Genomic DNA, 26,034 nt, shown 5'->3' on the forward strand with positions numbered 1-26,034 from the left:
CGCGAAAAACGCATCGCAGCGCGCTGGCGCCGCCGTGCCGACATCCCGGCTTGGGTCGAGTCCCGAGTCCCGAGTCCCGAGTCCCGGTGTCCCCATGCTTGAAAAAGTCGTCATCGCCAACCGCGGCGAAATCGCGCTGCGCATCCTGCGCGCCTGCCACGCGCTGGGCATCAAGACCGTGGCCGTGCACTCGGTGGCCGATCGCAACCTCAAGCATGTGGCCATGTCCGACGAGGCCCTCTGCATCGGCCCGGCGGCGCCACGCGAGAGCTATCTCAACGGCCCGGCCATCATCGCCGCCGCCGAGGTGACCGACGCCGACGCGATCCATCCCGGCTACGGCTTTCTCAGCGAGAACGCCGATTTCGCCGAGCAGGTCGAGCAGTCAGGCTTCGTGTTCATCGGTCCACGCGCCGAAACCATTCGCCTGATGGGCGACAAGGTCGCGGCCATCCGCGCCATGCAGGCCGCCGGCGTGCCCTGCGTGCCCGGCTCCGGCGGACCGTTGCCGGCCGATGACATGGACACCTGCCGCCGCTGCGGCCGCGAGATCGGTTACCCGGTGATCATCAAGGCCGCCGGCGGCGGCGGCGGTCGCGGCATGCGCGAGGTGCGCGGCGAGGCCGATCTGGAAGCCGCCGTGCAGATGACGCGCAGCGAGGCGCAGGCGGCGTTCGGCAATCCCGAGGTGTACATGGAGAAGTTCCTCGAGAACCCGCGCCATATCGAAATCCAGGTGCTGGCCGACGGCCAGGGCCACGCGATTCATCTGGGCGAACGCGACTGCTCGATGCAGCGCCGCCACCAGAAGGTGGTCGAGGAAGCGCCGGCGCCAGGTTTGTCCAGCGGGCAGCGCGAGCGCATCGGCAAGGTGTGCGTGGATGCCTGCCTGCGTATCGGCTATCGCGGCGCCGGCACCTTCGAGTTTTTGTATCAGGACGGCCAGTTCTATTTCATCGAAATGAACACGCGCATCCAGGTCGAGCATCCGGTGACCGAGCTGGTGACCGGCATCGATCTGGTGCGCGAGCAACTGCTGATCGCCGGTGGCGAACCGCTGCGCATCCAGCAGAGCGACATCGTGATGCGCGGTCACGCCATCGAGTGCCGCATCAATGCCGAGGATCCCGATACGTTCATGCCCTCGCCCGGCTGCGTGAGCAACTTCCACGCCCCTGGTGGCCCCGGCGTGCGCATGGATACGCATCTGTATTCGGGTTATCGCGTGCCGCCCAACTACGACTCGATGATCGGCAAGCTGATCGTGCATGGCGCCGACCGCGACATCGCGCTGGAGCGCATGCGCGTGGCCCTGGGCGAGCTGATCGTCGAGGGCGTGAAAACCAATATCCCGCTGCAGCTGCGCATCATGGCCGATGCCGGTTTCCGCAAGGGCGGGCAGAACATCCACTACCTCGAAAAGCGCATCACCGAGCGCAAGGACAAAAGCATCAAGCTGGGTTGAAGCAGGCCGTGAAGCTACGAAACGCTCACGCCGGGCCGGCGCGACGCGCGCCAAGCGCATTTGTTCAGGTCCGTTTGGAACCGCGCGTCACGGCGCTTGTCCATGCCATGGTGCGTTGCGAGATCGCCCGCGAGCGCGCACCCTTCCTGCAGCCCGCGCGCGGCACCGAATGGACTTGCGATGAACCCGAATTCCGAACGCCAGGCCACTGCGCAGGCCGTTGCGCCCATCGAGTGCAGTGCTGCCGAGGCACTGGCCCTGGCGCGTCAGGGCGCGGCCTGCCTGATCGACATCCGCCAGCCCTTCGAGCTGGAACTGAAGGGCACGCTGCCCAACGCGTTGCACGTGCCGTTCTTCCTGTTCAAGCAGCATCTGGGCTTGAATCTGGACGAGGAAGAACAGGAGATCCTCGACGCCGACGCGCCCGGCGAGCTGGACATGCGTGAGTTCGTCGGCACGATCGAGCAACTTGAGCAGCGCCGTGACACCCCGCTACTGTTGGTGTGCAACAGCGGGCGCCGCAGCCTGATCGCCGCGCACCTGCTGCGTGGCATCGGCTATCCACAGGCCTACTCGGTGCAAGGCGGCATGCACGCGCTGCTGCACGAGATGGCCTGAGATCCGCCTGCTTTGCGGGCACGCGCGGATGTCCGATCATGGCGCCTGCCCAGCCATCACGCAGCGCGCATGCCCTTCCTCGAACTTGCATTCACCCTGCCCAGCAGCCAGCAGCAGCGTGCCGAACAGGCGCTGGAGGATCTCGGCGCGCTGGCCGTGACCCTCGCCGACGCGCGCGCCGACACGCCCGACGAGCGCGCCATCCTCGAGCCCGGCGTGGGTGAGACGCCGCTGTGGGAGGCGGTGCGCATGCAGGCCCTGTTCGCCGATGGCGCCGATCGGCGCGGGTTGCTGGCGGCGCTGACCGAGCTGCTGCCCGAGCTGGCGCCCGAGCACATCGAATTGCGCGTGGTGGCGGACCGGGACTGGACGCGCGCGTGGATGGATCGCTATCAGCCAATGCGCTTCGGCCAGCGCCTGTGGGTGTATCCGTGGAACATCGAGCCCACGGATCTGGACGCCGAAGCCGTGGTGCTGCGTCTTGATCCCGGGCTGGCCTTCGGCAGCGGCACGCATGCGACCACGGCGCTGTGTCTGGAGTGGCTGGAAGCGCAGGATCTGCGTGGCAAGACGGTACTGGATTACGGCTGCGGCTCGGGCATCCTCGCCATCGCCGCGCTGAAACTGGGCGCCGCGTACGCGCTGGGCGTGGACAACGATCCGCAGGCGCTGACCGCCAGCGCCGACAACGCGCGGCGCAACCGCGTCGACGCGCAGCTTGCGCTGTATGTGCCCGAGGCATTGCCCGCACCGCGCTGCGATGCGCTGGTGGCCAACATTCTCGCCGCTCCGCTGCTGGAACTGGCGCCTCGGCTGCTGGCCGCGCTGGCGCCGGGTGCACCCTTCGCGTTATCCGGAATCCTCATCGAGCAAGCCGAGGAATTGCGCGCGCATTACGTCACGCTGGGCGCGTTCGAGCTGAGCATCGCCCATCGCGAGGACTGGGCGCGGCTCAGCGGTCGGCGTGGCTGAACACACGGCGGCGGGAACCGGTCGCGCTGTGTGCTGTCAGTAAGATAGCGCCATGCGGCGCGGCCTCGCAGGGAGATCGCATGCAGACCCTCTCACGCTGGATGAGCGCCGCATGCCTGTTGCTGCTGCCGCTGGCGGCCGCGGCGGCTTCGTCGGGCGTGGTACGCGCCACGCTGGACAACGGCCTGCGCGTGGTCATCGTGCGCAATACGCTGGCGCCGGTGGTGACCACGCAGGTCAGTTATCTGGCCGGATCGGACGAGGCGCCGGCGGGCTTTCCCGGCACCGCGCACGCGCTGGAGCACATGATGTTCCGCGGCAGCCCGGGGCTGAGCCGCGATCAGTTGGCGGTGATCGGTGCCGGCATGGGCGGCGATTTCAACGCCTTCACCACGCAGGCGGTGACCTCGTACTACTTCACCGCGCCGGCGCAGGATCTGGACGTGGCGCTGCACATCGAGGCGCTGCGCATGCGCGGGCTGGATCTGAGCCCGGCGGGATGGGCCAGGGAGCGTGGCGCGATCGAACAGGAAGTCGCGCGCGATCTGTCCGATCCGTTCTACGTGTTCAACACGCAACTGTTGGCGGCGATGTTCAAGGGCACGCCTTACGCGCACGACGCGCTGGGCACGCGGCCCTCGTTCAACAAGACCGGGGCGCCGTTGCTGAGAAAGTTCTATGACACCTGGTATGCGCCCAACAACGCGATTCTGGTGGTGGCCGGCGATGTCGATCCGCAGACCACGCTGGGCGAGATCAAGACCCTATTCGGCGCGATTCCGCGCAAGACGCTGCCGGCGCGGCCGCGCTACGACTTCCAGCCGGTCAGCGCGGGCACGCTGCGCTATCCCACCGATTACCCGGTGGGCGTGGCGGTGCTGGCGTATCGCATGCCCGGTCTGAGAGCCAGGGACTACGCCACCGCCGATATTCTGGCGCGCGTGCTGGGCAGCCAGCGCGGTGATTTGTATGCGCTGGTGCCCGCGGGCAAGGCGTTGTTCGCCAGCTTCCAGAGCCAGTTCCTGCCGCGTGCCGGCATCGGCTACGCCGTGGGCGCGTTCCCCAAGGGCGGTGACGCCGAAGCGCTGCTGGCGCAGATGCGCGCGATCCTCGCCAAATACGCTGCGGATGGCGTGCCCGCGGATCTGGTCGATGCCGCCAAGCGCAAGGCCATCGCGCAACTAGCGTTCCAGAAAAACTCCATCACCGGGCTGGCCAATGCGTGGACCAACGCGCTGGCCTTTCAGGGCCTGGACTCGCCCGAAGACATGGCTGCAGTCTATGCCGCGGTGACTCCGGCCGAGGTCGATCGCCTCGCGCGCAGCGTGCTGCAGCCAGCGCATGTGATCACCGCGATTCTCACCCCGGAGCCCTCCGGCAAGCCCATTGCCGGCAAGGGCTTCGGTGGCGCCGAAAGCTTCGCCGCGGCGCCCGAGAAACCCGTGGCGCTGCCGGCCTGGGCCAACGCCGCGCTCAATCGGCTCGAGTTGCCCAAGTCCACGCTGCAGCCGTATTCCACGACGCTGCGCAACGGCCTGCGCCTGATCGTGCAGCCGGAGAGCATCAGCGACACCGTGACTGTGCTCGGCAGCGTGCGCACGCAGACCGACCTGCAGCAGCCCAAGGGCCAGGACGGCGTCGGCGAGGTGCTCTCGGGCCTGTTCAACTTCGGCACGACGACGCTGGACCGGCTGGCGTTTCGCAAGGCGCTGGACGACATCGCCGCCAGCGAGAACGCCGGTTACAGCTTTGCCATCGCGGCGCCGTCCGCGCACTTCGCGCGCGCGGTGCAACTGCTGGCCGGCAACGAACTGCACCCGGCCTTGCCCGAGGCCGCGTTCAAGATCGTGCAGCAGCAGACCGCGCAGGCGCTGGCCGGGCAGATGGAAACCCCGGATTACCTTTTCGCGCGCGCCATCAACGAAGCGCTGCTGCCGCCGAACGACCCAGCGCTGCGCGAGGCCACGCCGGCCTCGGTGCTGAAGCTCAGTTACAGCGATGTCAAAAACTACTATGCGCAAACCTTCCGCCCCGATCTGACCACGATCGTGGTGATCGGCAAAGTCACCCCGGTCGTGGCCGAGCGCGTGATCGCCGCGCGGTTCGGCACCTGGCACGCAGGTGGCCCCAAACCCGATCTGAACCTGCCGGCAGTGCCGCCGAACCCGTCCACGCAACTAGTCGTGCCGGACAAGACCAGCGTGCAGGACACCGTGGCGCTGGTGCAAAACACGCCGCTGACGCTGCGCGATCCGGCGCGCTACGCGCTGACCGTGGGCAATCAGGTGCTGGGTCAGGGCGGCTTCGCCTCGCGTCTGTGGCGCGATCTGCGCGTCAAGACCGGGTTGGTGTACGGGGTCAGCTCCAGCTTCGATATCGGACGCACGCGCTCGACCTATCGGGTGACGCTGGGCTGCGATGCGGACAAGGTACGCAAGGCGCGCGCGATCGTGGTGCGCGACATCGAGCAGATGCAGCAGCAGCCGATCAGCGCGCTGGAACTCAAGCGCGCGCAGGGCATGCTGATCCGGCGCATCCCGCTGGGCGAGTCCAGCGTCAACGCCATCGGTGGCGCGCTGCTGTACTACGCGCAGCACGATTTGCCGCTGGATCAGGCCCGCATCGCCGCGCAGCAATATCTGCAAGTCACCGCGCCGGAAATCCGGACTGCTTTCGCCAAGTACATCCGGCCCCAGGATTTCGTCGAGGTGGTGAAGGGACCGGCGCCGCGCTGAGCCTTGAAGCCGGGAGTGGATAGTGGGGAGTAGGTAGTAGGTAGTAAGCAGTAGGGAACCGGTGACGGGAACGATTTGTTTGCCTGCGGTTGTTTTCCCCACTCCCCACTCCCCATTCCCGATTACCGGCTCCCGAGTCAGCACGCCTCCAGCTTGGCATAAGCCAGCACCAGCCATTTGCTGCCGGCCTGCGCGAAGTTGATCTGCACGCGTGTGTGTGCGCCACCGCCCTCGGCGGCGGTCACCACGCCCTCGCCGAATTGCGCGTGGCGCACGTGCTGGCCGAGACGCAGCGCGGGCAACTCCAGTTCCTCTTCCACTTCGCGCGCGTGCGATGGGGCGTACAGCGGCCGGCTGACCTGCACGCGCGGGCGCACCTCATCGATCAGCGCCGCGGGCAGCTCGGCGAGGAAGCGCGACGGCCGCCCCAGCATCTCCGTGCCATGCAGGCGTCGCGACTCGGCGTAGCTCAGCAGCAGGCGCTGACGCGCGCGCGTCAGGCCGACATAAGCCAGACGGCGCTCCTCCTCCAGACGGCCATCCTCGTCCAGCGATTTCTGGCTGGGGAACAGGCCTTCCTCCAGCCCGACCAGAAACACGATGGGAAATTCCAGGCCCTTGGCCGCATGCAGCGTCATCAGTTGCACGCAGTCCTGCCCGGCCTCGCCCTGCGCCTCGCCAGCTTCAAGCGCGGCGTGGCCGAGAAAGCTGGCGAGCACACTCAGACCAGCTTCGGTGTCCTCGGCGCTGGGCTCGAAACGGCCGGCGACGTTGCCCAGTTCGTCGAGATTTTCCACGCGCGATTCGGCATTGCCGCGGCTGTCCTTTTCGTAGAACGCGCGCAGCTCGGACAGCGCCAGCATCTGTTCGACGTGCTCGGCCAGGGTCAGCCCGCCGCTGGCATCCGGTGCGCTGGCGGCGATGCGCTGGATCAGTTCCATGAAGCCGCGCAGCGCGTTGCCGGCGCGCGCGCTCAGCGCGGACTTGTCGGCCAGCAGCAGGCTCGCCGCCTGCCACATCGACACGCGCGCCGCGCGCGCCTGCGTGCGCAGCGTGTCCAGGGTGCGCTCGCCCAGGCCGCGCGGCGGCGTGTTGACCGCGCGCTCGAAAGCGGCATCGTCGTGGTGATTGGCGGGCAGACGCAGATACGCCAGCGCATCGCGGATTTCGGCGCGCTCGAAAAAGCGCAGGCCGCCGTACACGCGATAACCGATGCGCTGCTGCATCAGTTGTTCCTCGAACACGCGCGACTGCGCATTGGAGCGATACAGGATCGCGCAGTCCTCGGCGCGGCCGCCGCCATCGAGATGCTCGGCGATACGCTGCACCACGTGGCGCGCCTCGTCCAGCTCGTTGTAGGCGGCATACAGCGCGATGCGCGCGCCGTCCTCGCCGGCGGTCCACAACTGCTTGCCGAGGCGCGTGCCGTTGTGCGCGATCAGCGCATTGGCGGCCTTGAGGATGGTCGCCGTGGAGCGGTAGTTCTGCTCCAGACGCAGCGTGCGCGCGCCCGGGAAATCGCGCAGGAAGTGCTGCACGTTTTCCACGCGCGCGCCGCGCCAGCCGTAGATGGCCTGGTCATCGTCGCCGACCGCGAACACCTGACCGCTGTTGCCGGCGAGCACGCGAATCCACGCGTATTGCAGGGTGTTGGTGTCCTGGAACTCGTCGATCAGCAACTGGCGCCAGCGCTCGCGGTAGTGCGTGAGCAGGGCGGACTGCTCCAGCATCAGCTCGTGCGCGCGCAGCAGCAGCTCGGCGAAATCGACCAATCCGGCGCGGTGGCAGGCATCCTCGTAGGCGCGGTAGATGTCGATCAGCGCGCGCGTTTGCGGGTGGCCGCGATCCTCCAGCATGTCCGGGCGCCGGCCTTCGTCTTTCCAGGCGTTGATCTGCCAGGTGGTCTGGCGCGGCGGATAGCGCGCTTCGTCCAAGCCGAGGCCACTGATCACGCGCTTGAGCAGGCGTTGCTGGTCGTCGGCATCGAGGATCTGGAACATCTGCGGCAGTTTTGCTTCCTGCCAGTGGCGGCGCAACAGGCGGTGGGCGATGCCGTGGAAGGTGCCCACCGACAGACCCTGCGTGCGGCCTTGCAGCAGCGTGTCCAGGCGCCCGCGCATCTCGCCGGCGGCCTTGTTGGTGAAAGTCACCGCGAGGATCGCCCACGGCGGCACGCGCTCGACCTCGATCAGCCAGGCGATGCGGTGGGTCAGCACGCGGGTCTTGCCGGAGCCGGCCCCGGCCAGCACCAGCAGGTGGCCGGCGGGCGCGCTCACCGCCTCGCGCTGGGCCGGGTTGAGCGCGTCGAGCAAATGCGAGACATCCATGCGCGCATTGTATCGGCCACGCGCCGGGCTGACCGGCGTCGGCGCGCTGAGCAGGGCGCGCCGATGGCGCTCAGCGTCGCCGCAGCGCGCCGACGCCGATCAGCACCACGCCGATCGCGATCAAGCCATAGCCGATGGGTGCCGGAATGCTTTGCTCGCTGGTGGTTTTCAGCGTCAGCGGGCCGACGCTGGCGGCGGTGCGGGTGCGATCGTAGTGGCCGTGACCGAAGCCGATCCACAAACCGCCGAGGGCAAGCAGTAGTCCGATCACGATGAGGGTGGTGCGCATGGCATTGCTCCTGGGTGTGGCGTGGGAAATTGAATGGCGGGTTGCCTCAGGCTTGCGCTGCTGCGCGTGCCGGTGGTGGGCTCATGATGCGGTCGATCAGGGCAATGGCCACGGCCGAGACCACGAAGGTCAGATGCAGCAGCAACTGCCAGAAGATCACGCGATCAAGCAGGTCACTGGCCTTGATGAAACTGGCCAGCAGGTGGATCGAACTGATGCCGATGATGGCCGTGGCCAGCTTGACCTTGAGCACCGTGGCGTTGACGTGGCTGAGCCACTCGGGTTGGTCCGGATGACCTTCCAGCCGCAGCCGCGAGACAAAGGTTTCGTAACCACCGACGATCACCATGATCAGCAGGTTGGAAATCATCACCACGTCGATCAGACCGAGCACGGTCAGCATGATCATCACTTCGGGCGAATACGGCCCGGCGCCCGCGCCGCCGCCGAGCAGGGTGGTGTCGATCAGATGCCACAGTTCGCGCAGGAACTGCACCACGTAAATGCCCTGCGCCACGATCAGGCCCAGGTATAGCGGCAACTGCAGCCAGCGCGAGGCGAAGATCAGATGCGGCAGTGGCGCGAGGCGGCGGCTGGGATCGGGTTGAGTCGTCATGCGTGGCGTGGCGTGCGGGGGGATGTGACCCGAGTGTATACGCGCGCGTCGCGCCTGCCGCCTGCCTCAGGTCATGCTTGTTTGTGTTTCGACGCGATGCACGCCCGGCAGACTCAGCACGAATTCCGCGCCCAGCCATTGCGCCGGCGTCCAGTAACCGGGCACGGGCGGTTGCTGCAGCATGCGCTGCACGATGGCCAGCGCGGTGACGACGGTCAGCGCGTAGCCGTTGGGTGCATCCAGCTCGATGCGCGCCACGCTGCCGTCGGCGCTGCGCGCCTCGCCCCAGACATGGCTGCGGCCGCGCGCGCGCGCCTCGGCACCGGGGCCGGACACGCCGCGCTCGATGCGCGCCAGCAAATACCGCGTCACCGGCTTGAAGCCCAGCAGCGGGCGCAGCCAGCGCACGCGCTTGAGCGTGGCGATGGCGCGCGGCGGCAGCACCATGTAGGTCTCGATGTTGGCGATACCGGTGGATACCCACGCGGTGTGCAAATCACCCCACGGGATCGTTACCGCCTGCCGCGTCTGGCCGGCGCGCGTGAAGTTGCGCGTCTTCCATGCCAGCGGCACCCGCTGCAGTTGGCCGCGCACGCGCGCTCGGCCACCGCCGCGCGCGCCTTCGAGACTGGTCTTGGCGGTGCCCGGACTCATGCCGCCGCCGCCCTCGATGGCGAGGATCAACTCGTCGGCGCGCGGCAGCGCGTGCTTGAGCATCAGCGCCACGCAGTCGGTGGGCACGACATCGAAACCCACGCCGGGCAGCACGACGATGCCGACCTCCTGCGCGCGCTCGTGCTGCGCGTGACAGTGCGCGAAGCTGTCGATCTCGCCGCTGATGTCCAGGTAATGCGTGCCGTCGGCCAGACAGGCTTCGAGCAGCGGCGCGGCCGTTGCCGAAAATGGCCCGGCGCAGTTCAGCAGCAGACCCACGCCCTCCAGACTGGTTGCGATCGAACGCTGTCCAAGCAGCGGAAAGATGCGTTTTTCCAGGCCCAGACGCTGCGCCAGTGGCCCCACCGTTTCGCGGTTGCGCCCGGCCAGCAGCGGGCGCAAGCCGGCCGCGGCGGCGGCTTCGGCAATCAATCTGCCGGTGTAGCCGTTGGCGCCGTAAATCATCCAGGGTTTCATGCGCGGCCTCCTGTGCCGACAGCGTGCGCGATGCTAGCAGGCGCGGCGCGGCGCGCGGGCAAAAACAACCCCGAGAGCCAGGGGGGAGCTCTCGGGGTTGGGGTGGAGTCAGCACCAGGGGAGGGATCTGACTCCGTGAGGCCCGCACCAGGGGAGGGGAAACGGACCTCGGGGACGCCGTTGCGTGCGTCCGAAAACTTAGATGATGCTACCCAGCAAAAGTTCAAAACCCCGCGCTGAAAACGTTTACTGTTGATTCATGGGCATGGAAAACAGGGAGTTGTTCGAGTTTTGTGTGGCGAGAGCGGAGAAGTGGAGAGTAGGAAGTGGGACAAAGATCCCTACTCCCTACTGTCCACTTCCGCCTCAATGCGCCTGCCCCCAGTTGGCGCCATGACCGGCTTCGACCAGCAGTGGCACCGCGAGTTCAGCGGCGGCCTGCATGCGCGCGACCAGGCCGGCCTTGATCTCGTCCAGTGCGCGCAGTTCGACTTCCAGTACCAGTTCGTCGTGCACTTGCATCAGCAAGTTGGCGTCCGCGCGCGGCGCCAGCCATGAGTCCACGGTGATCATGGCGCGCTTGATGATATCGGCCGCCGTGCCCTGCATGGGCGCGTTGACCGCGGCGCGCTCGGCGCCGGCGCGGCGCGCGGCGTCGCGCGATTTCAGATCGTCGAGATACAAGCGCCGGCCGAACAGGGTTTCCACATAGCCGTCGCGCTGTGCCTGCGCGCGGATCGCGTCCATGTAGATGCGCACGCCGGGATAGCGCTCGAAGTAGCGGTTCATGTATGCCTGCGCCTCGCCGCGGCCGATGCCGAGCTGGCGCGCCAGACCAAATGCGCTCATGCCGTAGATCAGGCCGAAGTTGATCGCCTTGGCGGCGCGGCGCTGTTCGCTGCTGACGTTCTCTGGCGTGGCACCGAACACTTCGGCGGCGGTGGCGCGGTGGATGTCCTCGCCGCGCTGGAACGCCGCGCGCAGGCCGGCGTCGGCGGACAGGTGCGCCATGATGCGCAACTCGATCTGCGAGTAGTCGGCGGAGACGATCACCCAGCCCGGCGGGGCAATGAACGCGACACGGATCTGGCGGCCCTCCTCGCTGCGCACCGGGATGTTCTGCAGGTTCGGATCGGACGAACTCAGGCGCCCGGTGGCCGCCACCGCCTGGTGATAACTAGTATGCACGCGGCCAGTGCGCGGGTTGATCATCGCCGGCAGTTTCTCAGTGTAGGTCGAGCGTAGCTTGGCCAGCAGGCGGTAGTCGAGCACCAGCCCCGGCAGCGGGTGCGCGTCACGGATCGCCTCCAGCGCTTCCTCGTTGGTGGAAGGCTGGCCGCCCGGTGTTTTCACATGCACCGGCAGGCCCAGCTTGTCGAACAGGATGGCCTGCAGTTGCTTGGGCGAGTCGAGATTGAACGGCTGCCCGGCCTCGCGTTCGGTCTGTTGTTGCAGCGTGTGCATGCGCACGGCCAGCACCTGACTCTGGCGGCGCAACTGATCGGCGTCGATCAGCACGCCGTGGCGCTCCATGCGCGCCAGCACCGGCACCAGCGGCAGTTCGATGTCTTCGTAGACGCGACGCAGGCCGGGCTGGCATTGCAGGCGCGGCCACAGTGCGTGATGCAGGCGCAGGGTGATGTCGGCGTCCTCGGCGGCATAGCGCGTGGCGGTGCCCACATCGACTTGCGCGAACGGAATCTGCTTGGCGCCCTTGCCGGCGACTTCCTCGAACTTGATCGTGGTGTAACCGAGATAACGCCGCGCCAGCGAGTCCATGTCGTGGCGCGTGGCGGTGGCGTTCCACACGTAGGATTCGAGCATGCTGTCATGCGCCACGCCGCGCAGCGCGATGCCGTGATTGACCAGCACTTCCATGTCGTACTTGGCGTTTTGCAGCAGCTTGGGCCGCGTGGGGTCTTCCAGCAGTGGCTTGAGCGCGGCCAGCACTCGCGCGCGCTCGAGCTGCGCCGGCGCGCCGGGATAGTCGTGCGCCAGCGGCACATAGGCGGCCACGCCCGGCTGCACGGCGAAGGACACGCCAACGATCTCGGCGTCGATCGCATCCAGCGAGGTGGTTTCGGTATCGAAGGCGATCAGCGCCGCGTCACGCAGTTGTTCGAGCCAGGCGTCGAAATCCTGCGCGGTCGCGATCAGCGTGTACTGGCCGGGCGCGGCCAGCGCCGGGTCGAGCGCGGCTTCGGTCGCGACTGGCGCGGGCGTCGGCGCGCGCGCGGCCGGGCGCGGCGCGGGTTCCTCGTCGCCGCGCTCCAGCGCCGCCAGCGCATTGTTGAAACCATAGCGCTGATACAGGCCGCGCAAGGCCTCGACATCGCGCGCGCGCCGCGCGAGCTGCTCGGGCGCGGTGTCCAGATCGAGCGTGGTCAGGATGGTGGCCAGTTGCCGCGAGCGCGGCAAGAACGCCAGCGCCGCGCGCAGGTTCTCGCCCAGCTTGCCGGACACGGCGTCGGCGTGCGCCATCACCCCGTCCAGATCGCCGTACTCGGCCAGCCACTTGGCCGCAGTCTTGGGCCCGCACTTGTCCACGCCGCGGATGTTGTCGACCTTGTCGCCCATCAGCGCCAGGTAATCGACGATGCGCTCGGGCGGTACGCCGAACTTGTCCTGCACGCCGGCACGGTCCAGTTGCGTGCGATCCATGCTGTTGACCAAGGTCACGCGCGGGCCCACCAGTTGCGCGAAATCCTTGTCGCTGGTGGAAATCTCCACGTCCATGCCAGCCGCCGCCGCGCGCGTGGCCAGGGTGCCGATCACATCGTCGGCTTCGACGCCGGACACGCGCAGCGTGGGCAGGCCCAGCGCCTGCACGATGGCCAGCATCGGCTCGACCTGCGCGCGCAAATCATCCGGCATCGGCGGGCGGTTGGCCTTGTACGCGGGATCGATCTGCTCGCGGAAGGTCGGCCCCGATGCATCCAGCACGAAGGCCAGGTAATCGGGTTGGGCCGCGAGCGTGGCGCGCAGCATGTTGACCACGCCAAACAGCGCGCCAGTGGGTTCGCCCGCGGCGTTGCTCAGCGGTGGCAGCGCGTGAAAAGCGCGGTACAGGTACGAAGACCCGTCGATCAGCACGAGTTTGGGCATGCCGCATTGTCGCATCGTGATGCCGCGCACGCGGTTTTCATATCGGGCCTTGCCGCACAGCGCACCGGCCGCACCTCGCAAGGTATAGGCTGGCGCCGTCAGCCCGTTGGAGTATTCGTCATGGACAGAAAATCCACGCAAGTCCTGGTTCTGATCGGCGCGTTGCTGGCTGGCAGCGCTTTCGCGCACGCCGTACCGCCCGCGCCACCGGCCAGCATCCCGCCACCGCCGGATCTCGATCAACCAGTGCAGCCGCAGGCGCTGCCGCCGCAGCCACCACCGCCCACACCGGCGCAGGCCGCCAGCGCGCTGCACGAATCGCTCGCGCCGACGCTGCCGCCGCACGACGCCATGGGCCAACCGCCGCCGACGGTGAGCGTGCGCAAGGTCAAGGGTAACGTGGTCGAGGAATATCGCGCCGGCGGCAACCTGGTGATGATCCGCATCATTCCCAAGCACGGCCCGGTGCAGACCTTTTACGCCAACCCGCAAGGCCGCTTGCAGCGCAACGAACACGAAGGTCCGGTGCAGCCGGTGTTCTACACGCTGTACCAGTGGGGGCACTGAGGCCCCGCGCGCGTCAGTGGCGGAAATGCCGCACGCCGGTGAACACCATGGCCATGCCGTGTTCATCGGCGGCGGCGATCACCTCGGCGTCGCGCATTGAACCACCGGGCTGGATGACCGCTTGCAGCCCGACCGCGGCGGCGGCGTCGATACCGTCGCGGAACGGGAAGAACGCGTCCGAGGCCAGCACCGCGCCGTGCAGGTCGAGTCCGGCTTCCTGCGCCTTGAGCGCGGCGATGCGCGCGCTGACCACGCGGCTGGTCTGTCCGGCGCCGATGCCCAGCGTGCGCCCGCCCTTGGCGTAGACGATGGCGTTGGATTTGACGTACATCGCCACGTGCCAGGCGAACAGCAGATCGCGCAACTCCTCGGCGCTGGGTACGCGCCGCGTGACCACTTTCAGATCGGTCAGCAGCAGCGTGTCGCGGTCGCTGTCCTGCACCAGATAGCCGCCGGCGATGCGCTTGAGCTCGCGCGCCGGCAGGGCCTGCTCGGCCCACGCGCCGGTGGCGAGCACGCGCACGTTGGGCTTCTTCACGAACGCGGCCTGCGCCTCGACGCTGATTTCCGGCGCCAGCACCACCTCGACGAACTGTTGCGCGAGGATGGTCTGCGCGGTGGCGCCATCGAGCGCGTGGTTGAAGGCGATGATGCCGCCGAAGGCCGAGGTGGGATCACAGGCGTAGGCGGCGCGGTAGGCGGCGCCAATGTCCGCGTCCAGCGCCACGCCGCAGGGGTTGCCGTGCTTGACGATGACGCAGGCCGGGGTGCGCTGGAACGCCTTGACGCATTCCAGCGCGGCGTCGGCGTCGGCGAGATTGTTATACGACAGTTCCTTGCCGCCGATCACGCGCGCGGTGGCGGCCAGGCCTTGCGCCGCGCCCGGCTCCAGATACAGCGCGCCCGCCTGATGCGGGTTTTCGCCGTAGCGCAGGCTGCGCGCGCGGCGCAGTGCCAGATGCAGCGTCGGTGCAAACGGCTCGCCGCGCGCGCTTTCGATCTGCGCGCCCAGCCAGTCAGCAATCAAGCCGTCGTAACGCGCGGTGTGCGCATAGGCCTTGGCGGCCAGACGCCGGCGCAGCATCAGCGAGGTACCGCCCTCGTTGCGCAGCGCCTCGATCAGCGTGGCGTAATCACCCGGGTCGACCACCACGGCGACGTGGGCGTGGTTCTTGGCCGCCGCGCGCAGCATCGCCGGTCCACCGATGTCGATGTTTTCGATGGCCTCGTCCAGCGTGCAATCAGGCCGTGCGACCGTTTGCTCGAATGGGTACAGGTTGACGATCAGCAGGTCGATCGGCGCGATGCCGTGCTCGGCCATCACCGCCTCGTCGATGCCGCGCCGGCCGAGCAGGCCGCCGTGCACCTTCGGGTGCAGCGTCTTGACGCGCCCGTCCATGATCTCGGGGAAGCCGGTCAGCTCGCGCACCTCGCGCACCGGCAGGCCGGCCTCGCGCAGGCTGCGCGCGCTGCCGCCGGTGGAGATCAGTTCCACGCCGAGCGCATCCAGCGCGCGCGCCAGATCAATCAACCCGTGCTTGTCGGAAACGCTCAGCAATGCGCGCCGCACCGGCGCCAGCGTGGTGTCGAACATGATGCACTCCAGATGGGGGCATCGGTCGATGCCTGATCGGATCAACGCGGGGCGTCGTGATGCTGCGCGATGCGCCGCGCCCGGAATCAAGTGGCCGATTATAAGCCGCGCAAGGCGGCTGCCGCGCTCAATCCAGCCCGTGTTGCGAGAGCTTTTTGCGCAGCGTGGCGCGGTTGATGCCCAGCGTGGCCGCGGCGCGGCTCTGGTTGCCGCCGTGCCAGGCCAGCACCTCGCGCAGCAGCGGCGCCTCGGCGCTGTGCATCACCAGGTTGTGCAACTCGGCATCGGCGGCATTGCCGTCGAGATCGCGCAGGTAGCGGCGCACCAGTTGCGTGACGCATTGGGCAAGCGCGTTGTCGCCGCAATCGCTCTCGGCGGCATTGGGTTTTGCGGAAGCGGCTGACATCGAATCCAATCCCCGGGGGCAGTTCGTGCGCGGCGTTTTGTTGCTGCAACACCGTCGCGCCCCGCCGGCGAGCGGGGGGAGGAAAGTTTACTCGCGTCCCTGGGCGCTGTCAGGCGCGGTGGTCGTCGCGGCGACTCAGCGCGGATGAATCGCGAACGCTACCGCCTGCCGACCGGGATCGCGCACCTCCAGGCTGATCGCGGCGCTGGCGTCGGCGGGCAGGCCGCGCGCCGCCAGCGCGCGGCTGCCGAGATACGCGTCGGGCGCGAACACGCGCAGCGCCACCGGTTTGCCGGAGAGGTCGGACAGGCTCACCTCAAGCAGGGGATACGGTTGCGTCCACGGCGCGCGGTTGCGCAGCGTGGCGCTGATCAGCAGCGCGCCGGGCACGTCGGGATGCGGGCGGATATCGCGCGCGCCCAGTTGCAGCAGCGCCAGATCGCGCACCTGCGGTGGCGGTACGCGCAGCAGTTGGCAGGCGCTCAGCAGCCATGGGCGCGTGAGCGCGTTGCGCGTCAGCGCGGCGCGTTCGATCCACGTCAGTTGCACGCCGAGGCTGAGCGTCAGCAGCAGCGCCAGCAGTCGCCACAGCCAGCGCGTGCCGCGGCGGCGCTTGCGCGCGAACGCCGGCGCGGTGGCAGGCGCGAGCGTATCCGTGTGCCGCGCAGGCAAGGCCTGCGTGATCGCGTCGATGATGGCGGCATCGCGCGCGAGTGCGACCGTGTGTTCAGCGGTGGCGGCGTCGGCTCCCGCTGCCAATGCGGCGCTTGCCGCGGCCGACGCATCGGGTTCCGATGCCATGGCGAACGCTCGCGTGTCGCCGACAGTGGCGTGGACATCCGCCGCCGCCACGGGTTCTGCAACAGCATCAGCATCGTCGGTGTCGTCGCGCGGCATCAGCTCAGCAAAATGCCACGGGTCATGCGCTCGCGATGCTGCAGGCGGCAACTGCGGCCGGAGCTGATCCACGGCAGCGGTGGCGGGCGCGGGCGGCGCCGGCATCCGCGCCGCCGATTCAGCCGCCGCATGCTCGGCGGCGGCCAGCGCGGCGGGCAGCTCGGGCGGCGTCATCAGCGCATCCAGTTGCGGTGGCGACGCGGTACCGTCCTGACGCAGCAGGGTGACGTAAGGCTCGGGCGGCAGCTCGTCGCACAGCGTTGGCAGCGCATCGAACAGCGCCGCGCACTGCCCGCAGCGCACATGGCCGTGCGCGCTGCCGAGGCGCTCGGCCTCGATCACGAACACGCTCAGGCAGTGCGGACATTGGGTGTACATGACGCGAGTGTAGCCCGCCTGAAACAGTGCGCCGCGCGGGCTGTAGCGCGTGCGCAACAAATGCACCGTCGGCGTCGGTTTGCGGCGTGGTGATGCGGGCGCGCTGCTAGCGTCGCCAGCGCAGGGGCTGCTTTTTTCATGCAAAGGGGAACACCGATGAGCAGCAAACAATGGTGCGCCGGCGTTGCGCTGGCGCTGGTCGGCGCAACGAGCGCCGACGCGGCTTCGTATCTGGTACTCGGGCGCACGGGCAGCAATGCGCAAACCCTGCAAAAGCAGATCGAAGCCGCGCCTGGTGGCACGCTGCAGCGCGCCCTGCCCGGTCTGCTCACGTTCGCGGTGCAGTCGGATGACGCGGCTTACCTGGCGCGGCTGCGCGCGCTGCCCGGCGTGCAATACGTGGCGCCGGATCGCAGTTTCACCCTGGGCGAACCGCGCCAGGTGCCGCTGGCGGGCGATGCCGCCGAGGCCGCCGCGCAAATGCAGCGCGCCCTGGCTGGCGGCGCGCCACGCGCGCTGAGCGGCGCGGTGGATCAAGGCCTGCTGGCCGGCAATGCGCTGTATCAGATGCAGTGGGCACTGCGCGATGTGCAAGCGCCCGACGCGTGGAATCGGGGTTACAGCGGTGCCGGAGTGCGCGTGGCGATCCTCGATTCCGGCATCGATTGCGGCAACGCCTGGCTGGCGCCAAACATCGACTTCTCCGCCGCCGCATCGCTGGTACCCGGCGAGGGCGTATGCGTGCGACCTGGCTTCTACTTCAACCACGGCACGCATGTGGCCGGCATCGTCGCGGCGCTGCCCAGCAGTTTCGGCAGCGTCGGCATCGCGCCGGGAGCCACGCTGATTCCGGTCAAGGTGTTGTCCGAATACACCGGCAGCGGCGCGTTCTCGTGGGTGCTGGGCGGTGTTGTGTACGCCGCCGATGAGGGCGCGGACGTGATCAACATGTCGCTGGGTGCCTACCCGATGAGCACCTCCGATCCGAACACGCAGGCCTACTTGCTGGCCTTCGGGCGTGCCGCCGATTACGCCAGGGCGCGCGGTGCCGCGGTGATCGTGGCGGCGGGCAACGACGCCGCGCAGCTCGGCGCCGGTGGCGACGTGGGCGTGCCGGCCAATGCGCCGGGGATGATCACCGTGTCGGCCAGCGGCCCGGCCGGCTGGGCCACCGGCAATCCGGCCTATGCGTGGCTCGATTATCTGGCCGACTACACCGACTACGGTCCACCCATCGCCAACGCCGGCCCCGGCGGCACGTTCTGGTATGCCTATGTGAACCCGTCCCAAGCCTGCAGCATCGCTGGCATCACGCGCAGTTGCTATGTGTTTGATTTGGTGATCAGCACCATCCCTGGCGGCTGGAGCTGGGCTGCCGGCACCAGCATGGCCACCCCGGCGGCCTCGGCCGTGGCGGCGTTGGCCATCCAGCGCGGGCGCGTCAGCAGCGGCGCCAATTTGAGTCCGCAGGGTCTGGCCAATTTCCGCAAGACGCAGGTCGATTTCGTGCGCAAGACGCTGCAAGCCGGCAGCGACGACCGCGGCCCGCGTGGTCGCGATCCGTACTTCGGCGATGGCCGCGTCAATGCTGACAATGCCAGCAACGTGTTCTACCACGCGCCGCGCGTGTCGCCGGCGCCAACCCCGCTGACCCCGCCCTACGCGCTGTAAACGGCGCGAGTGCAATCTTTCGGCACAGGGACGTGCCACACGCAGGTACCCAGCCGGTCACGGGCAATTCATTGGCCATGAACCGGCTTCCCCGCTCGAGCGGGCGCTACGGCCCGCGCCGGCCCTTGAAATGCCCGCGCATGGCCACCAACTCAGCGCTGCCGCCACGCTCTGTCCGGCCACAAGGCTTGGGATGGGAAGCGTGTGCGAGTAAACTTGGCACTCATTGCTGTCGAGTGCTAGCAAGGCAGCAACCCCCTTTATCAACCATCGTGGAGTTCCTATGAAACTGCGTCCGCTGCATGACCGCGTGATCGTCAAGCGTCTTGAAGAAGAGCGGGTATCCGCGGGCGGCATCGTCATCCCTGACAGTGCTGCCGAAAAGCCCAGCCGCGGCAAGGTGATCGCCGCTGGCCCCGGCAAGGTCAACGACGAAGGCAAGGTGCGCGCGCTCGACGTGAAGGCTGGCGACACCATCCTGTTCGGCAAGTGGTCCGGCACCGAGGTCAAGATCGATGGCGAAGAACTGCTCGTCATGAAGGAAGAAGACATCCAGGCCGTGATCGAAGGCTGAGTTCCCGCCGCGATTCGCACGCAATCCCGCATGACCCCACTTTTCGAGGAATCAACTCATGGCAGCCAAAGAAGTCCGTTTCAGTGAAGACGCCCGCGCGCGCATGCTGCGCGGCGTGAATATTCTCGCCAACGCGGTCAAGACCACGCTCGGCCCCAAGGGTCGCAACGTCGTGCTCGAAAAGAGCTACGGCGCCCCGACCATCACCAAGGACGGCGTGTCCGTCGCCAAGGAGATCGAGCTGGCCGACAAGTTCGAGAACATGGGCGCGCAGATGGTCAAGGAAGTCGCTTCCAAGACCTCCGATATCGCCGGTGATGGCACCACCACCGCCACCGTGCTGGCCCAGGCCATGATCCGCGAGGGCATGAAGTCGGTCGCCGCGGGCATGAACCCGATGGACCTCAAGCGCGGCATCGACAAGGCCGTGATCGCGGCCGTGGCCGAGCTGAAGAAGCTGTCCAAGCCCTCCGCCGATTCCAAGTCGATCGCCCAGGTCGGCACCATCTCGGCCAACGGCGACGAGAACATCGGCAAGCTCATCGCCGAGGCGATGGACAAGGTCGGCAAAGAAGGCGTGATCACCATCGAGGACGGTTCGGGTCTGGAGAACGAGCTCGACGTGGTCGAGGGCATGCAGTTCGATCGCGGCTACCTGTCGCCGTACTTCATCAACAACCAGCAGTCGATGCAGGCTGATCTGGAGGATCCGTACATCCTGCTGCACGACAAGAAGGTCTCCAACGTGCGCGAGCTGCTGCCCGTGCTCGAGGCCGTGGCCAAGTCCGGCAAGCCGCTGCTGATCGTCGCCGAGGAAGTCGAGGGCGAGGCGCTGGCCACGCTCGTGGTCAACACCATCCGCGGCATCGTCAAGGTGTGCGCGGTGAAGGCGCCGGGCTTCGGTGATCGCCGCAAGGCGATGCTGGAAGACATGGCCATCCTCACCGGCGGCCAGGTGATCTCGGAAGAGGTCGGCCTGCAACTGGAGAAGGTCACGCTGAAGGATCTCGGCCGCGCCAAGAAGGTGCAGGTGGCCAAGGAAAACACCACCATCATCGATGGCGCCGGCGACACCAAGGCAATCGAGGCGCGCATCAAGCAGGTCAAGGCGCAGATCGAGGACACCTCCTCCGATTACGACCGCGAGAAGCTGCAGGAGCGCGTGGCCAAGCTGGCCGGCGGCGTGGCGGTGATCAAGGTCGGGGCCGCGACCGAGGTCGAGATGAAGGAAAAGAAGGCGCGCGTCGAGGACGCCCTGCACGCCACGCGTGCTGCGGTGGAGGAAGGCGTGGTGCCCGGCGGCGGCGTGGCGCTGATCCGCGCCATCGCGGCGGTCAAGTCGCTGAAGGGTGACAACGAGGACCAGGAGCACGGCATCGCCCTGGCGCGTCGCGCCATGGAAGCGCCGCTGCGCGAGATCGTCGCCAACGCCGGCGACGAGCCCAGCGTGGTGCTGGCCAAGGTCGCCGAGGGCAAGGGCAACTACGGCTACAACGCCGCCACCGGCAAATTCGGCGACATGATCGAGATGGGCATCCTCGATCCGACCAAGGTCACGCGCTCGGCGCTGCAGAACGCAGCCTCGATCGCCGGCCTGATGATCACCACCGAGGTCATGGTGGCCGAGGCGCCGAAGAAGGACGACAAGTCTCCGGCCGGCGGCGGTGACATGGGTGGCATGGGTGGCATGGGCGGCATGGATTTCTGATCCATCCGCGCCCGTTACTTGCAACACACGAAGCCCCGCACTGCGGGGCTTCTTTGATTTGTGCGCCAGGCATGGCGCGTAGCGCCGTGGCTGGCGCTCGGGCGCGGTGTGAGCGCATTTGATCCAGATCATGCGTCACGCTTGCGGTGTGCCCTAGGCTGCGCACGGCAACCCTGCGTTGAGTGCGTACCCATGGGCGAGGAAGTCATCGAAGTTTGGCAATGCGTGGGCTGTGGTCGCATCGAGGCGCCGCAGACCTGCATCGGCGTATGCCGCGATCGCAAGCTGCGCGTGGTCGATGCTGACGCATTCGACGCGATGCGCGCCGAGCGCGATGCGGCGCAAGCATGCATCGCACGCTATGCGGTCGTGCTGCGCCAGATCGCCAGCAGCACCCCGCGCGCCGATGTCTGTGCGCGGCATTGGCAGGTTTTGCAGGCGCAGGCGCGCGCGGTGTTGGCTGATTGATACACGCGTGGGGTTTGCGTGGAACCTGTTTGCAAAGGCACAGCGCCGGAACTTTGCAGGCAGCGGCAAGGTCCATACGCAGGCGATGAATGACCTCGACAAAGCATCCGTCGATGCCGCGCGCCGTGCCGGACACGCGCGTGTGGCGTGGATCATGGCCACGCCGCTCATCGTCCTGATCGCGCTCGGTTTCGGTTTTTGGCTGGGCCGCGAGCACGCGCCGCGTGCCGATACGCTGCCCATGCTCGGCCGCGCGCCGCCGTTCCGCGATTTCCGCAACCAGCTCGGGCAGCCGGTGGATTCCGCGCAGTTCGTCGGCAAGCTGCAGGTGGTGACGTTTCTGGACCCTTACTGCACCAGCGATTGTCCGCTGATCGCGCTGCATCTGGTCGGGCTGGAGAACGATCTGCGCCTGGCCAAGCTGCAACATCGCGTGCAGATCGTCGCTTTCAACGTCGACCCGTGGCACACCGGCCCGGCGCAGGCCGCCGCGTTCATGCGCGAATACGGATGGAATCCTGCCGATCTGCGCTGGCAGTTTCTCAGTAGCACACCGGCGGCGACGCGACGCGTGGTGCGGCAGGGTTATCACGTTGATTACCAACAGGTGTCCTTTGCCCAGGAAGCGGCCGATGCCGCGATGCAGAAAGCCGCAGGCGACTATGTGCCGCAGCCGCGAGTGGCCAACGCGCTGACGACGAAGGCAAAGCCCGACTACGACGTGGCGCACAACGACATGCTGGTGCTGGTCGGCGCGCATGGGCATCTGCGCTGGCTCAGCGCCGATGCCGACAGCATCGGTGATGTGCATTTGCTGAACTTGATCCGTGGGCTGCTGCGGCAGCGCTGAGGGTGCAGGTCAGTCCTGCGCGGCGGGTGCCGCGAGGCCGAACACCGCGCGCGCATTGGCGCTGGTTTGGCGCGCGATGCGCGCGACGTCCTCGCCGCGATCGCGCGCCAACGCCGCCACGATATGTGCCAGATACATCGGCTCGTTGCGGCGGTGGCTGGGCTGCGGACGCACGCTGCGCGGCAGCAGGTACGGCGCGTCGGTCTCGATCAGCAGACGCGCGGCGGGAATCTCGCGCACCAGCTCGCGCAGATGCGTGCCGCGGCGCTCGTCGCACAGCCAGCCGGTGATGCCGATGTGGCAATCCAGATCGAGGTAGTCGTGCAACGCCGCGCGCATGTCGGTAAAGCAGTGCACCACGGCCGCGGGCACCCGGTCGCGCGCGGTCTTCAGCAGCGCGATGAAATCGCTGTGCGCCTCGCGCTGGTGCAGGAATAGCGGTTTGCCCAGCTCCATGGCCAGCGCCAACTGCTGCTCGAAGGCACGCAACTGCGCGGCGCGCGGGGCGTAGTTGCGGTAGTAGTCCAGCCCGGTCTCGCCCAGCGCGCGCACGGCGGGATCGCGCAGCAGCATGCGCAGCGCGGCCTCGGTGTCGGCGTCATAGTCAATGGCGTGATGCGGATGCACGCCAGCGGTCGCGTAGAGCACGCCGGGATGCGCGCGGGCCAGCGCCAGCGCCTGCTCGCTGCCCGCGCGCGAGGCCCCGGTGACCAGCATCTGCGCCACGCCCGCGACATGCGCGCGGGCCAGCACGGCGTCGACGTCGTGGCGGAAGGATTCGTGCGTCAGGTTGGCGCCGATGTCGATCAGGTCCATGGGGGCGTCCGCTAAGCGCCGCATTCTGGCAGCAGCGGCGCGTCATCGCAGCGAGGCGCGCAGGCCGCGCCGCTACCATGCGCACATGGTGCCACCCGAGTTTCCGATCGCGGCGTTGCTGCCGCAAATTCTCAGCACGCTCGCCGCGCGGCCGCGGTTGGTGCTGGAGGCTCCACCCGGCGCCGGCAAGACCACACAGGTGCCGCTGGCGCTGCTGCGGGCGCCGTGGCTGGCGGGGCAGCGCATCCTGTTGCTGGAGCCGCGCCGTCTGGCCGCGCGTGCCGCCGCCGAATTCATGGCGCAACAACTGGGCGAGACGGTGGGTCAGACCGTGGGCTACCGCGTCCGCTTCGAGCAGCGCATCAGCGCGGCCACGCGCATCGAGGTGCTGACCGAGGGCATTCTCACGCGCATGCTGGTGGACGATCCGGAACTCGCCGGCGTGGGCGCGATCCTGTTCGACGAGTTTCACGAGCGCCATCTGCACGGCGATCTCGGTGCGGCGCTGGCGCTGGAGGTGCATCGACAATTGCGCCCCGAACTGCGCCTGCTGCTGATGTCGGCCACGCTGGACGGCGTGCGCCTGGCCGCGTGGCTGGATGCGCCGCGCCTGAGCAGCGCCGGGCGCGCGTATCCGGTACGCATCGCGCACCCCGCGCAGGCGTCACACATGCCGCCGCAGGCACAGTTGCGCCGCGCGGTGCAGCAGGCGCTGCAGGAAACCGACGGCGACGTGCTGGTGTTTTTGCCCGGACGGCGCGAGATCGCGCAGGCGCGCCTGTTGCTACAGCAAGCCTGGAGTGATGACGAACGCGGGGCGCCGGAAATCGTGCCGCTGCACGGCGAGCTGAGTCTGGGCGAGCAGCATGCCGCGCTGGCGCCGGGCGCGGCGGGTACGCGGCGCGTGATTCTGGCGACCAACCTGGCCGAGTCCAGCGTCACGCTTCCGGGCATTCGCGCGGTCGTCGACAGCGGCCTGGCGCGTGAACCGCGCTTCGATCCCAACACCGGATTCACGCGTCTGCAGACGGTGCGCATCGCGCAGGATTCCGCCGATCAGCGTGCCGGCCGCGCCGGGCGCGTGGCGCCCGGCCTGGCGCTGCGTATGTGGCCGCAAAGCCAGCGCCTGGAGCCCGCGCGCACGCCGGAAATCATGCAGGCCGAATTGTCCGGCGTGGTGCTGGAGCTGGCCGTCTGGGGCAGTGCGCAAGTGCCGTGGCTGGATGCACCGCCCGCCGGCGCATTGGCGCAGGCGCAGGATTTGCTGCGCGCGCTCGGCGCGCTGGATGGCGCAGGCCACATCACCGCGACCGGCCGCGCGCTGCGCGCACTGGGCGCCACGCCACGTCTGGCCGCGGCCGCGCTGCGCGCGCCAGCGAACTTGCTGGCGCTGATGGCCGATCTGCTGGCGCTGATCGAAGCGCGCTCGCCACTGCGCGGCGCGGCGGCACGCAGCGACGATTTGCGCATGACGCTGAGCGCGCTGCATGCCTGGCGCGATGGCGGCGCGCGCGCGGCGCAGGCGCACGGTGCCGATGCCGGCGCGCTGGCGGCCATCGAGCAGTCCAGCCGCGGCTGGCGCCAACGCCTGGGCGTGCGCAGCGCTGCCAGCGGTGTGCCGGCCGCGCACAGCGTCGGCGATCTGCTACTGCCGGCGTTTCCTGATCGCATCGCGCATCAGAGCAGTGCAGCGGTGCTGCGCTACCAGCTCAGCAATGGCCGCGGCGCACGCTTGCAAGAGTCCAGCGCGTTGCGCGGCGAACCATGGCTGCTGGTATGCGAGCTGCGTCAGGAAAGCGGCGACAGTTTGATCCTGCGCGCGGCGCCGTTCGATGACGCGCTACTGGCGCGCGACTGGCCCGAGCGTTTCGCACGCACGCGCGAGCTGCGCTGGAACGCGCAGCGTGGCGCGGTCGAGGCGCATGTGATTCAGCGCTTCGATGCGCTGCTGCTGGACACGCAGCGCGTGTCGGTGCGCGCCGACGAAGCCAGCGCGGCCCTGCTCGCCGCGCTGCGCGCGCAAGGGCTGGCCGCGCTGCCGTGGAACGACGCCGCGCGCGCGCTGTGCCAGCGCGTCACCGCGCTGCGCGGCTGGCTGCCCGAACTGGACTTGCCGGATTGCGGCGCGCAGGCGCTGCTGGACAGCGCCGAGGACTGGCTGGCGCCCCATCTGATCGACCTGCGCAGCCTCGACGCGCTGGGCGGCGAGGGTCTGCATCGCGCGCTGCGCGATCGCCTCGATCATGCGCAGTACGAGGCGTTGCAGCGCGAGGCGCCGGCGCGCTTGCAAGTACCCAGCGGACGCGAACTGGCGCTGGATTACACCGATCCCACCGCGCCGGCGCTGGCGGTCAAGCTGCAGGAATTGTTCGGTCTGGCGCAAACCCCGTGCGTGGCGCGCGGCACGGTGCCGGTCACGCTGCGCTTGCTGGCGCCCAACGGGCGGCCGATCCAGGTCACGCGCGATCTGCGCGGGTTTTGGGATCGCACCTATGCCGAGGTGAAAAAGGAACTCAAGGGCCGCTATCCCAGGCACCCGTGGCCGGACGATCCGTGGCGCGCGGCGCCCACGCATCGCGCCAAGCCGCGCGGCGCGTGATTCCCGGATATCTCCGAACAAGTCCATCCGGAACTTGTCAGAGGCAAGCCCGGCATGGCTTGCGGTTGTTCAAACAACCCGAAGCCGCTTTGCTCGTCATCCCCGCGAAGGAGAGGATCCAGAAGTTATAACCGCGTCGTATACGCACTGGGTTCCCGCCTTCGCGGGAACGACGAAAGGCGGCTGGAATGACGAAGGGAGGACGGGAATTCTGCTCGTCATCCCCGCGCAGGCGGGGATCCAGAAAC

General features: G+C 68.2%; 20 protein-coding genes. 11 read left to right on the forward strand and 9 right to left on the reverse strand.

The window, feature by feature from the left end; all coding sequences use genetic code 11:
- Positions 1-94: 94 nt before the first annotated feature.
- The 4 genes from accC to ACYDAT_RS01050 all read left to right on the forward strand — a co-directional run bounded on the left by accC (position 95) and on the right by ACYDAT_RS01050 (position 5,790).
- Positions 95-1,465 carry an acetyl-CoA carboxylase biotin carboxylase subunit gene (accC, locus tag ACYDAT_RS01035; protein WP_461440164.1) on the forward strand — a complete coding sequence of 457 codons (1,371 nt, stop codon included), beginning with the start codon at positions 95-97 and terminating at the stop codon, positions 1,463-1,465.
- A 180-nt stretch (positions 1,466-1,645) separates the two neighbouring features.
- A complete protein-coding gene (locus tag ACYDAT_RS01040; protein WP_461441260.1) occupies positions 1,646-2,083 on the forward strand; it encodes a rhodanese-like domain-containing protein in 438 nt (145 codons plus the stop codon).
- A gap of 69 nt (positions 2,084-2,152) precedes the next feature.
- The gene (prmA, locus tag ACYDAT_RS01045) at positions 2,153-3,055 is read left to right on the forward strand and encodes a 50S ribosomal protein L11 methyltransferase (RefSeq protein ID WP_461440158.1); all 903 of its coding nucleotides are present in this window, start codon (positions 2,153-2,155) and stop codon (positions 3,053-3,055) included.
- Positions 3,056-3,135: 80 nt separating this feature from the next.
- Positions 3,136-5,790, forward strand: a complete 2,655-nt coding sequence (locus ACYDAT_RS01050; RefSeq protein ID WP_461448233.1) for a M16 family metallopeptidase — start codon at positions 3,136-3,138, stop codon at positions 5,788-5,790.
- A gap of 137 nt (positions 5,791-5,927) precedes the next feature.
- On the opposite strand, the gene uvrD is transcribed toward ACYDAT_RS01050, so the two are convergent.
- The 5 genes from uvrD to polA form a co-directional block, all read right to left on the reverse strand.
- The gene (uvrD, locus tag ACYDAT_RS01055; RefSeq protein WP_461448234.1) at positions 5,928-8,117 is read right to left on the reverse strand and encodes a DNA helicase II; all 2,190 of its coding nucleotides are present in this window, start codon (positions 8,115-8,117) and stop codon (positions 5,928-5,930) included.
- A 70-nt stretch (positions 8,118-8,187) separates the two neighbouring features.
- Positions 8,188-8,406, reverse strand: coding sequence for a hypothetical protein (locus tag ACYDAT_RS01060; protein WP_461440161.1), 219 nt, complete (start codon positions 8,404-8,406; stop codon positions 8,188-8,190).
- A gap of 46 nt (positions 8,407-8,452) precedes the next feature.
- Entirely contained in the window at positions 8,453-9,022 is a 570-nt protein-coding gene (locus ACYDAT_RS01065) for a TIGR00645 family protein (RefSeq protein WP_461440162.1), read from the reverse strand.
- A gap of 66 nt (positions 9,023-9,088) precedes the next feature.
- Positions 9,089-10,153: a saccharopine dehydrogenase family protein gene (locus tag ACYDAT_RS01070; protein WP_461448235.1), complete on the reverse strand. Its 1,065-nt coding sequence runs from the start codon at positions 10,151-10,153 to the stop codon at positions 9,089-9,091.
- Between the two features lie 366 nt (positions 10,154-10,519).
- Positions 10,520-13,258 carry a DNA polymerase I gene (gene polA / locus ACYDAT_RS01075; protein ID WP_461439891.1) on the reverse strand — a complete coding sequence of 913 codons (2,739 nt, stop codon included), beginning with the start codon at positions 13,256-13,258 and terminating at the stop codon, positions 10,520-10,522.
- Positions 13,259-13,378: 120 nt separating this feature from the next.
- On the opposite strand from polA, the gene ACYDAT_RS01080 reads away from it, so the two are divergent.
- Entirely contained in the window at positions 13,379-13,825 is a 447-nt protein-coding gene (locus tag ACYDAT_RS01080) for a DUF2782 domain-containing protein (RefSeq protein WP_461439892.1), read from the forward strand.
- 13 nt (positions 13,826-13,838) lie between these two features.
- On the opposite strand, the gene purH is transcribed toward ACYDAT_RS01080, so the two are convergent.
- The 3 genes from purH to ACYDAT_RS01095 form a co-directional block, all read right to left on the reverse strand.
- The gene (gene purH / locus ACYDAT_RS01085) at positions 13,839-15,419 is read right to left on the reverse strand and encodes a bifunctional phosphoribosylaminoimidazolecarboxamide formyltransferase/IMP cyclohydrolase (RefSeq protein ID WP_461448236.1); all 1,581 of its coding nucleotides are present in this window, start codon (positions 15,417-15,419) and stop codon (positions 13,839-13,841) included.
- A gap of 127 nt (positions 15,420-15,546) precedes the next feature.
- The gene (locus tag ACYDAT_RS01090) at positions 15,547-15,825 is read right to left on the reverse strand and encodes a helix-turn-helix domain-containing protein (protein ID WP_461439894.1); all 279 of its coding nucleotides are present in this window, start codon (positions 15,823-15,825) and stop codon (positions 15,547-15,549) included.
- Positions 15,826-15,960: 135 nt separating this feature from the next.
- On the reverse strand, positions 15,961-17,166 hold the full coding sequence (locus tag ACYDAT_RS01095; protein WP_461441257.1) for a zinc-ribbon and DUF3426 domain-containing protein: 1,206 nt from the start codon (positions 17,164-17,166) through the stop codon (positions 15,961-15,963).
- A gap of 90 nt (positions 17,167-17,256) precedes the next feature.
- Between ACYDAT_RS01095 and ACYDAT_RS01100 the strand changes: the two genes are divergently transcribed.
- The 5 genes from ACYDAT_RS01100 (at position 17,257) to ACYDAT_RS01120 (ending at position 22,371) form a co-directional block, all read left to right on the forward strand.
- Positions 17,257-18,771: a S8 family serine peptidase gene (locus ACYDAT_RS01100; protein ID WP_461439896.1), complete on the forward strand. Its 1,515-nt coding sequence runs from the start codon at positions 17,257-17,259 to the stop codon at positions 18,769-18,771.
- A 283-nt stretch (positions 18,772-19,054) separates the two neighbouring features.
- Complete coding sequence (gene groES / locus ACYDAT_RS01105) at positions 19,055-19,345, forward strand: co-chaperone GroES (protein ID WP_297899370.1); 291 nt, start codon at positions 19,055-19,057, stop codon at positions 19,343-19,345.
- A gap of 58 nt (positions 19,346-19,403) precedes the next feature.
- The gene (gene groL / locus ACYDAT_RS01110) at positions 19,404-21,053 is read left to right on the forward strand and encodes a chaperonin GroEL (protein WP_461439897.1); all 1,650 of its coding nucleotides are present in this window, start codon (positions 19,404-19,406) and stop codon (positions 21,051-21,053) included.
- Positions 21,054-21,245: 192 nt separating this feature from the next.
- Positions 21,246-21,521: a hypothetical protein gene (locus tag ACYDAT_RS01115; RefSeq protein WP_461439898.1), complete on the forward strand. Its 276-nt coding sequence runs from the start codon at positions 21,246-21,248 to the stop codon at positions 21,519-21,521.
- An 85-nt stretch (positions 21,522-21,606) separates the two neighbouring features.
- Positions 21,607-22,371 (forward strand): SCO family protein, encoded by a 765-nt coding sequence (locus tag ACYDAT_RS01120; protein WP_461448237.1) that lies wholly within the window; start codon positions 21,607-21,609, stop codon positions 22,369-22,371.
- 9 nt (positions 22,372-22,380) lie between these two features.
- On the opposite strand, the gene ACYDAT_RS01125 is transcribed toward ACYDAT_RS01120, so the two are convergent.
- Entirely contained in the window at positions 22,381-23,187 is an 807-nt protein-coding gene (locus tag ACYDAT_RS01125) for a TatD family hydrolase (protein WP_461448238.1), read from the reverse strand.
- 85 nt (positions 23,188-23,272) lie between these two features.
- On the opposite strand from ACYDAT_RS01125, the gene hrpB reads away from it, so the two are divergent.
- Positions 23,273-25,786: an ATP-dependent helicase HrpB gene (hrpB, locus tag ACYDAT_RS01130; protein WP_461448270.1), complete on the forward strand. Its 2,514-nt coding sequence runs from the start codon at positions 23,273-23,275 to the stop codon at positions 25,784-25,786.
- The last annotated feature ends 248 nt before the right edge of the window (positions 25,787-26,034 follow it).

The organism is Metallibacterium sp. (assembly GCF_054637675.1).

What these genes read in the sequence shown, in the direction of transcription:
- groL (WP_461439897.1), top strand. Translation starts at nt 19,404, where the DNA reads ATGGCAGCCAAAGAAGTCCGTTTCAGTGAAGACGCCCGCGCGCGCATG.
- accC (WP_461440164.1), top strand. Translation starts at nt 95, where the DNA reads ATGCTTGAAAAAGTCGTCATCGCCAACCGCGGCGAAATCGCGCTGCGC.
- ACYDAT_RS01070 (WP_461448235.1), bottom strand. Translation starts at nt 10,153, where the DNA reads ATGAAACCCTGGATGATTTACGGCGCCAACGGCTACACCGGCAGATTG.
- polA (WP_461439891.1), bottom strand. Translation starts at nt 13,258, where the DNA reads ATGCCCAAACTCGTGCTGATCGACGGGTCTTCGTACCTGTACCGCGCT.
- prmA (WP_461440158.1), top strand. Translation starts at nt 2,153, where the DNA reads ATGCCCTTCCTCGAACTTGCATTCACCCTGCCCAGCAGCCAGCAGCAG.
- ACYDAT_RS01050 (WP_461448233.1), top strand. Translation starts at nt 3,136, where the DNA reads ATGCAGACCCTCTCACGCTGGATGAGCGCCGCATGCCTGTTGCTGCTG.
- groES (WP_297899370.1), top strand. Translation starts at nt 19,055, where the DNA reads ATGAAACTGCGTCCGCTGCATGACCGCGTGATCGTCAAGCGTCTTGAA.
- ACYDAT_RS01090 (WP_461439894.1), bottom strand. Translation starts at nt 15,825, where the DNA reads ATGTCAGCCGCTTCCGCAAAACCCAATGCCGCCGAGAGCGATTGCGGC.
- ACYDAT_RS01115 (WP_461439898.1), top strand. Translation starts at nt 21,246, where the DNA reads ATGGGCGAGGAAGTCATCGAAGTTTGGCAATGCGTGGGCTGTGGTCGC.
- purH (WP_461448236.1), bottom strand. Translation starts at nt 15,419, where the DNA reads ATGTTCGACACCACGCTGGCGCCGGTGCGGCGCGCATTGCTGAGCGTT.
- ACYDAT_RS01125 (WP_461448238.1), bottom strand. Translation starts at nt 23,187, where the DNA reads ATGGACCTGATCGACATCGGCGCCAACCTGACGCACGAATCCTTCCGC.
- ACYDAT_RS01100 (WP_461439896.1), top strand. Translation starts at nt 17,257, where the DNA reads ATGAGCAGCAAACAATGGTGCGCCGGCGTTGCGCTGGCGCTGGTCGGC.
- uvrD (WP_461448234.1), bottom strand. Translation starts at nt 8,117, where the DNA reads ATGGATGTCTCGCATTTGCTCGACGCGCTCAACCCGGCCCAGCGCGAG.
- ACYDAT_RS01060 (WP_461440161.1), bottom strand. Translation starts at nt 8,406, where the DNA reads ATGCGCACCACCCTCATCGTGATCGGACTACTGCTTGCCCTCGGCGGT.
- ACYDAT_RS01040 (WP_461441260.1), top strand. Translation starts at nt 1,646, where the DNA reads ATGAACCCGAATTCCGAACGCCAGGCCACTGCGCAGGCCGTTGCGCCC.
- ACYDAT_RS01120 (WP_461448237.1), top strand. Translation starts at nt 21,607, where the DNA reads ATGAATGACCTCGACAAAGCATCCGTCGATGCCGCGCGCCGTGCCGGA.
- ACYDAT_RS01080 (WP_461439892.1), top strand. Translation starts at nt 13,379, where the DNA reads ATGGACAGAAAATCCACGCAAGTCCTGGTTCTGATCGGCGCGTTGCTG.
- ACYDAT_RS01065 (WP_461440162.1), bottom strand. Translation starts at nt 9,022, where the DNA reads ATGACGACTCAACCCGATCCCAGCCGCCGCCTCGCGCCACTGCCGCAT.
- hrpB (WP_461448270.1), top strand. Translation starts at nt 23,273, where the DNA reads ATGGTGCCACCCGAGTTTCCGATCGCGGCGTTGCTGCCGCAAATTCTC.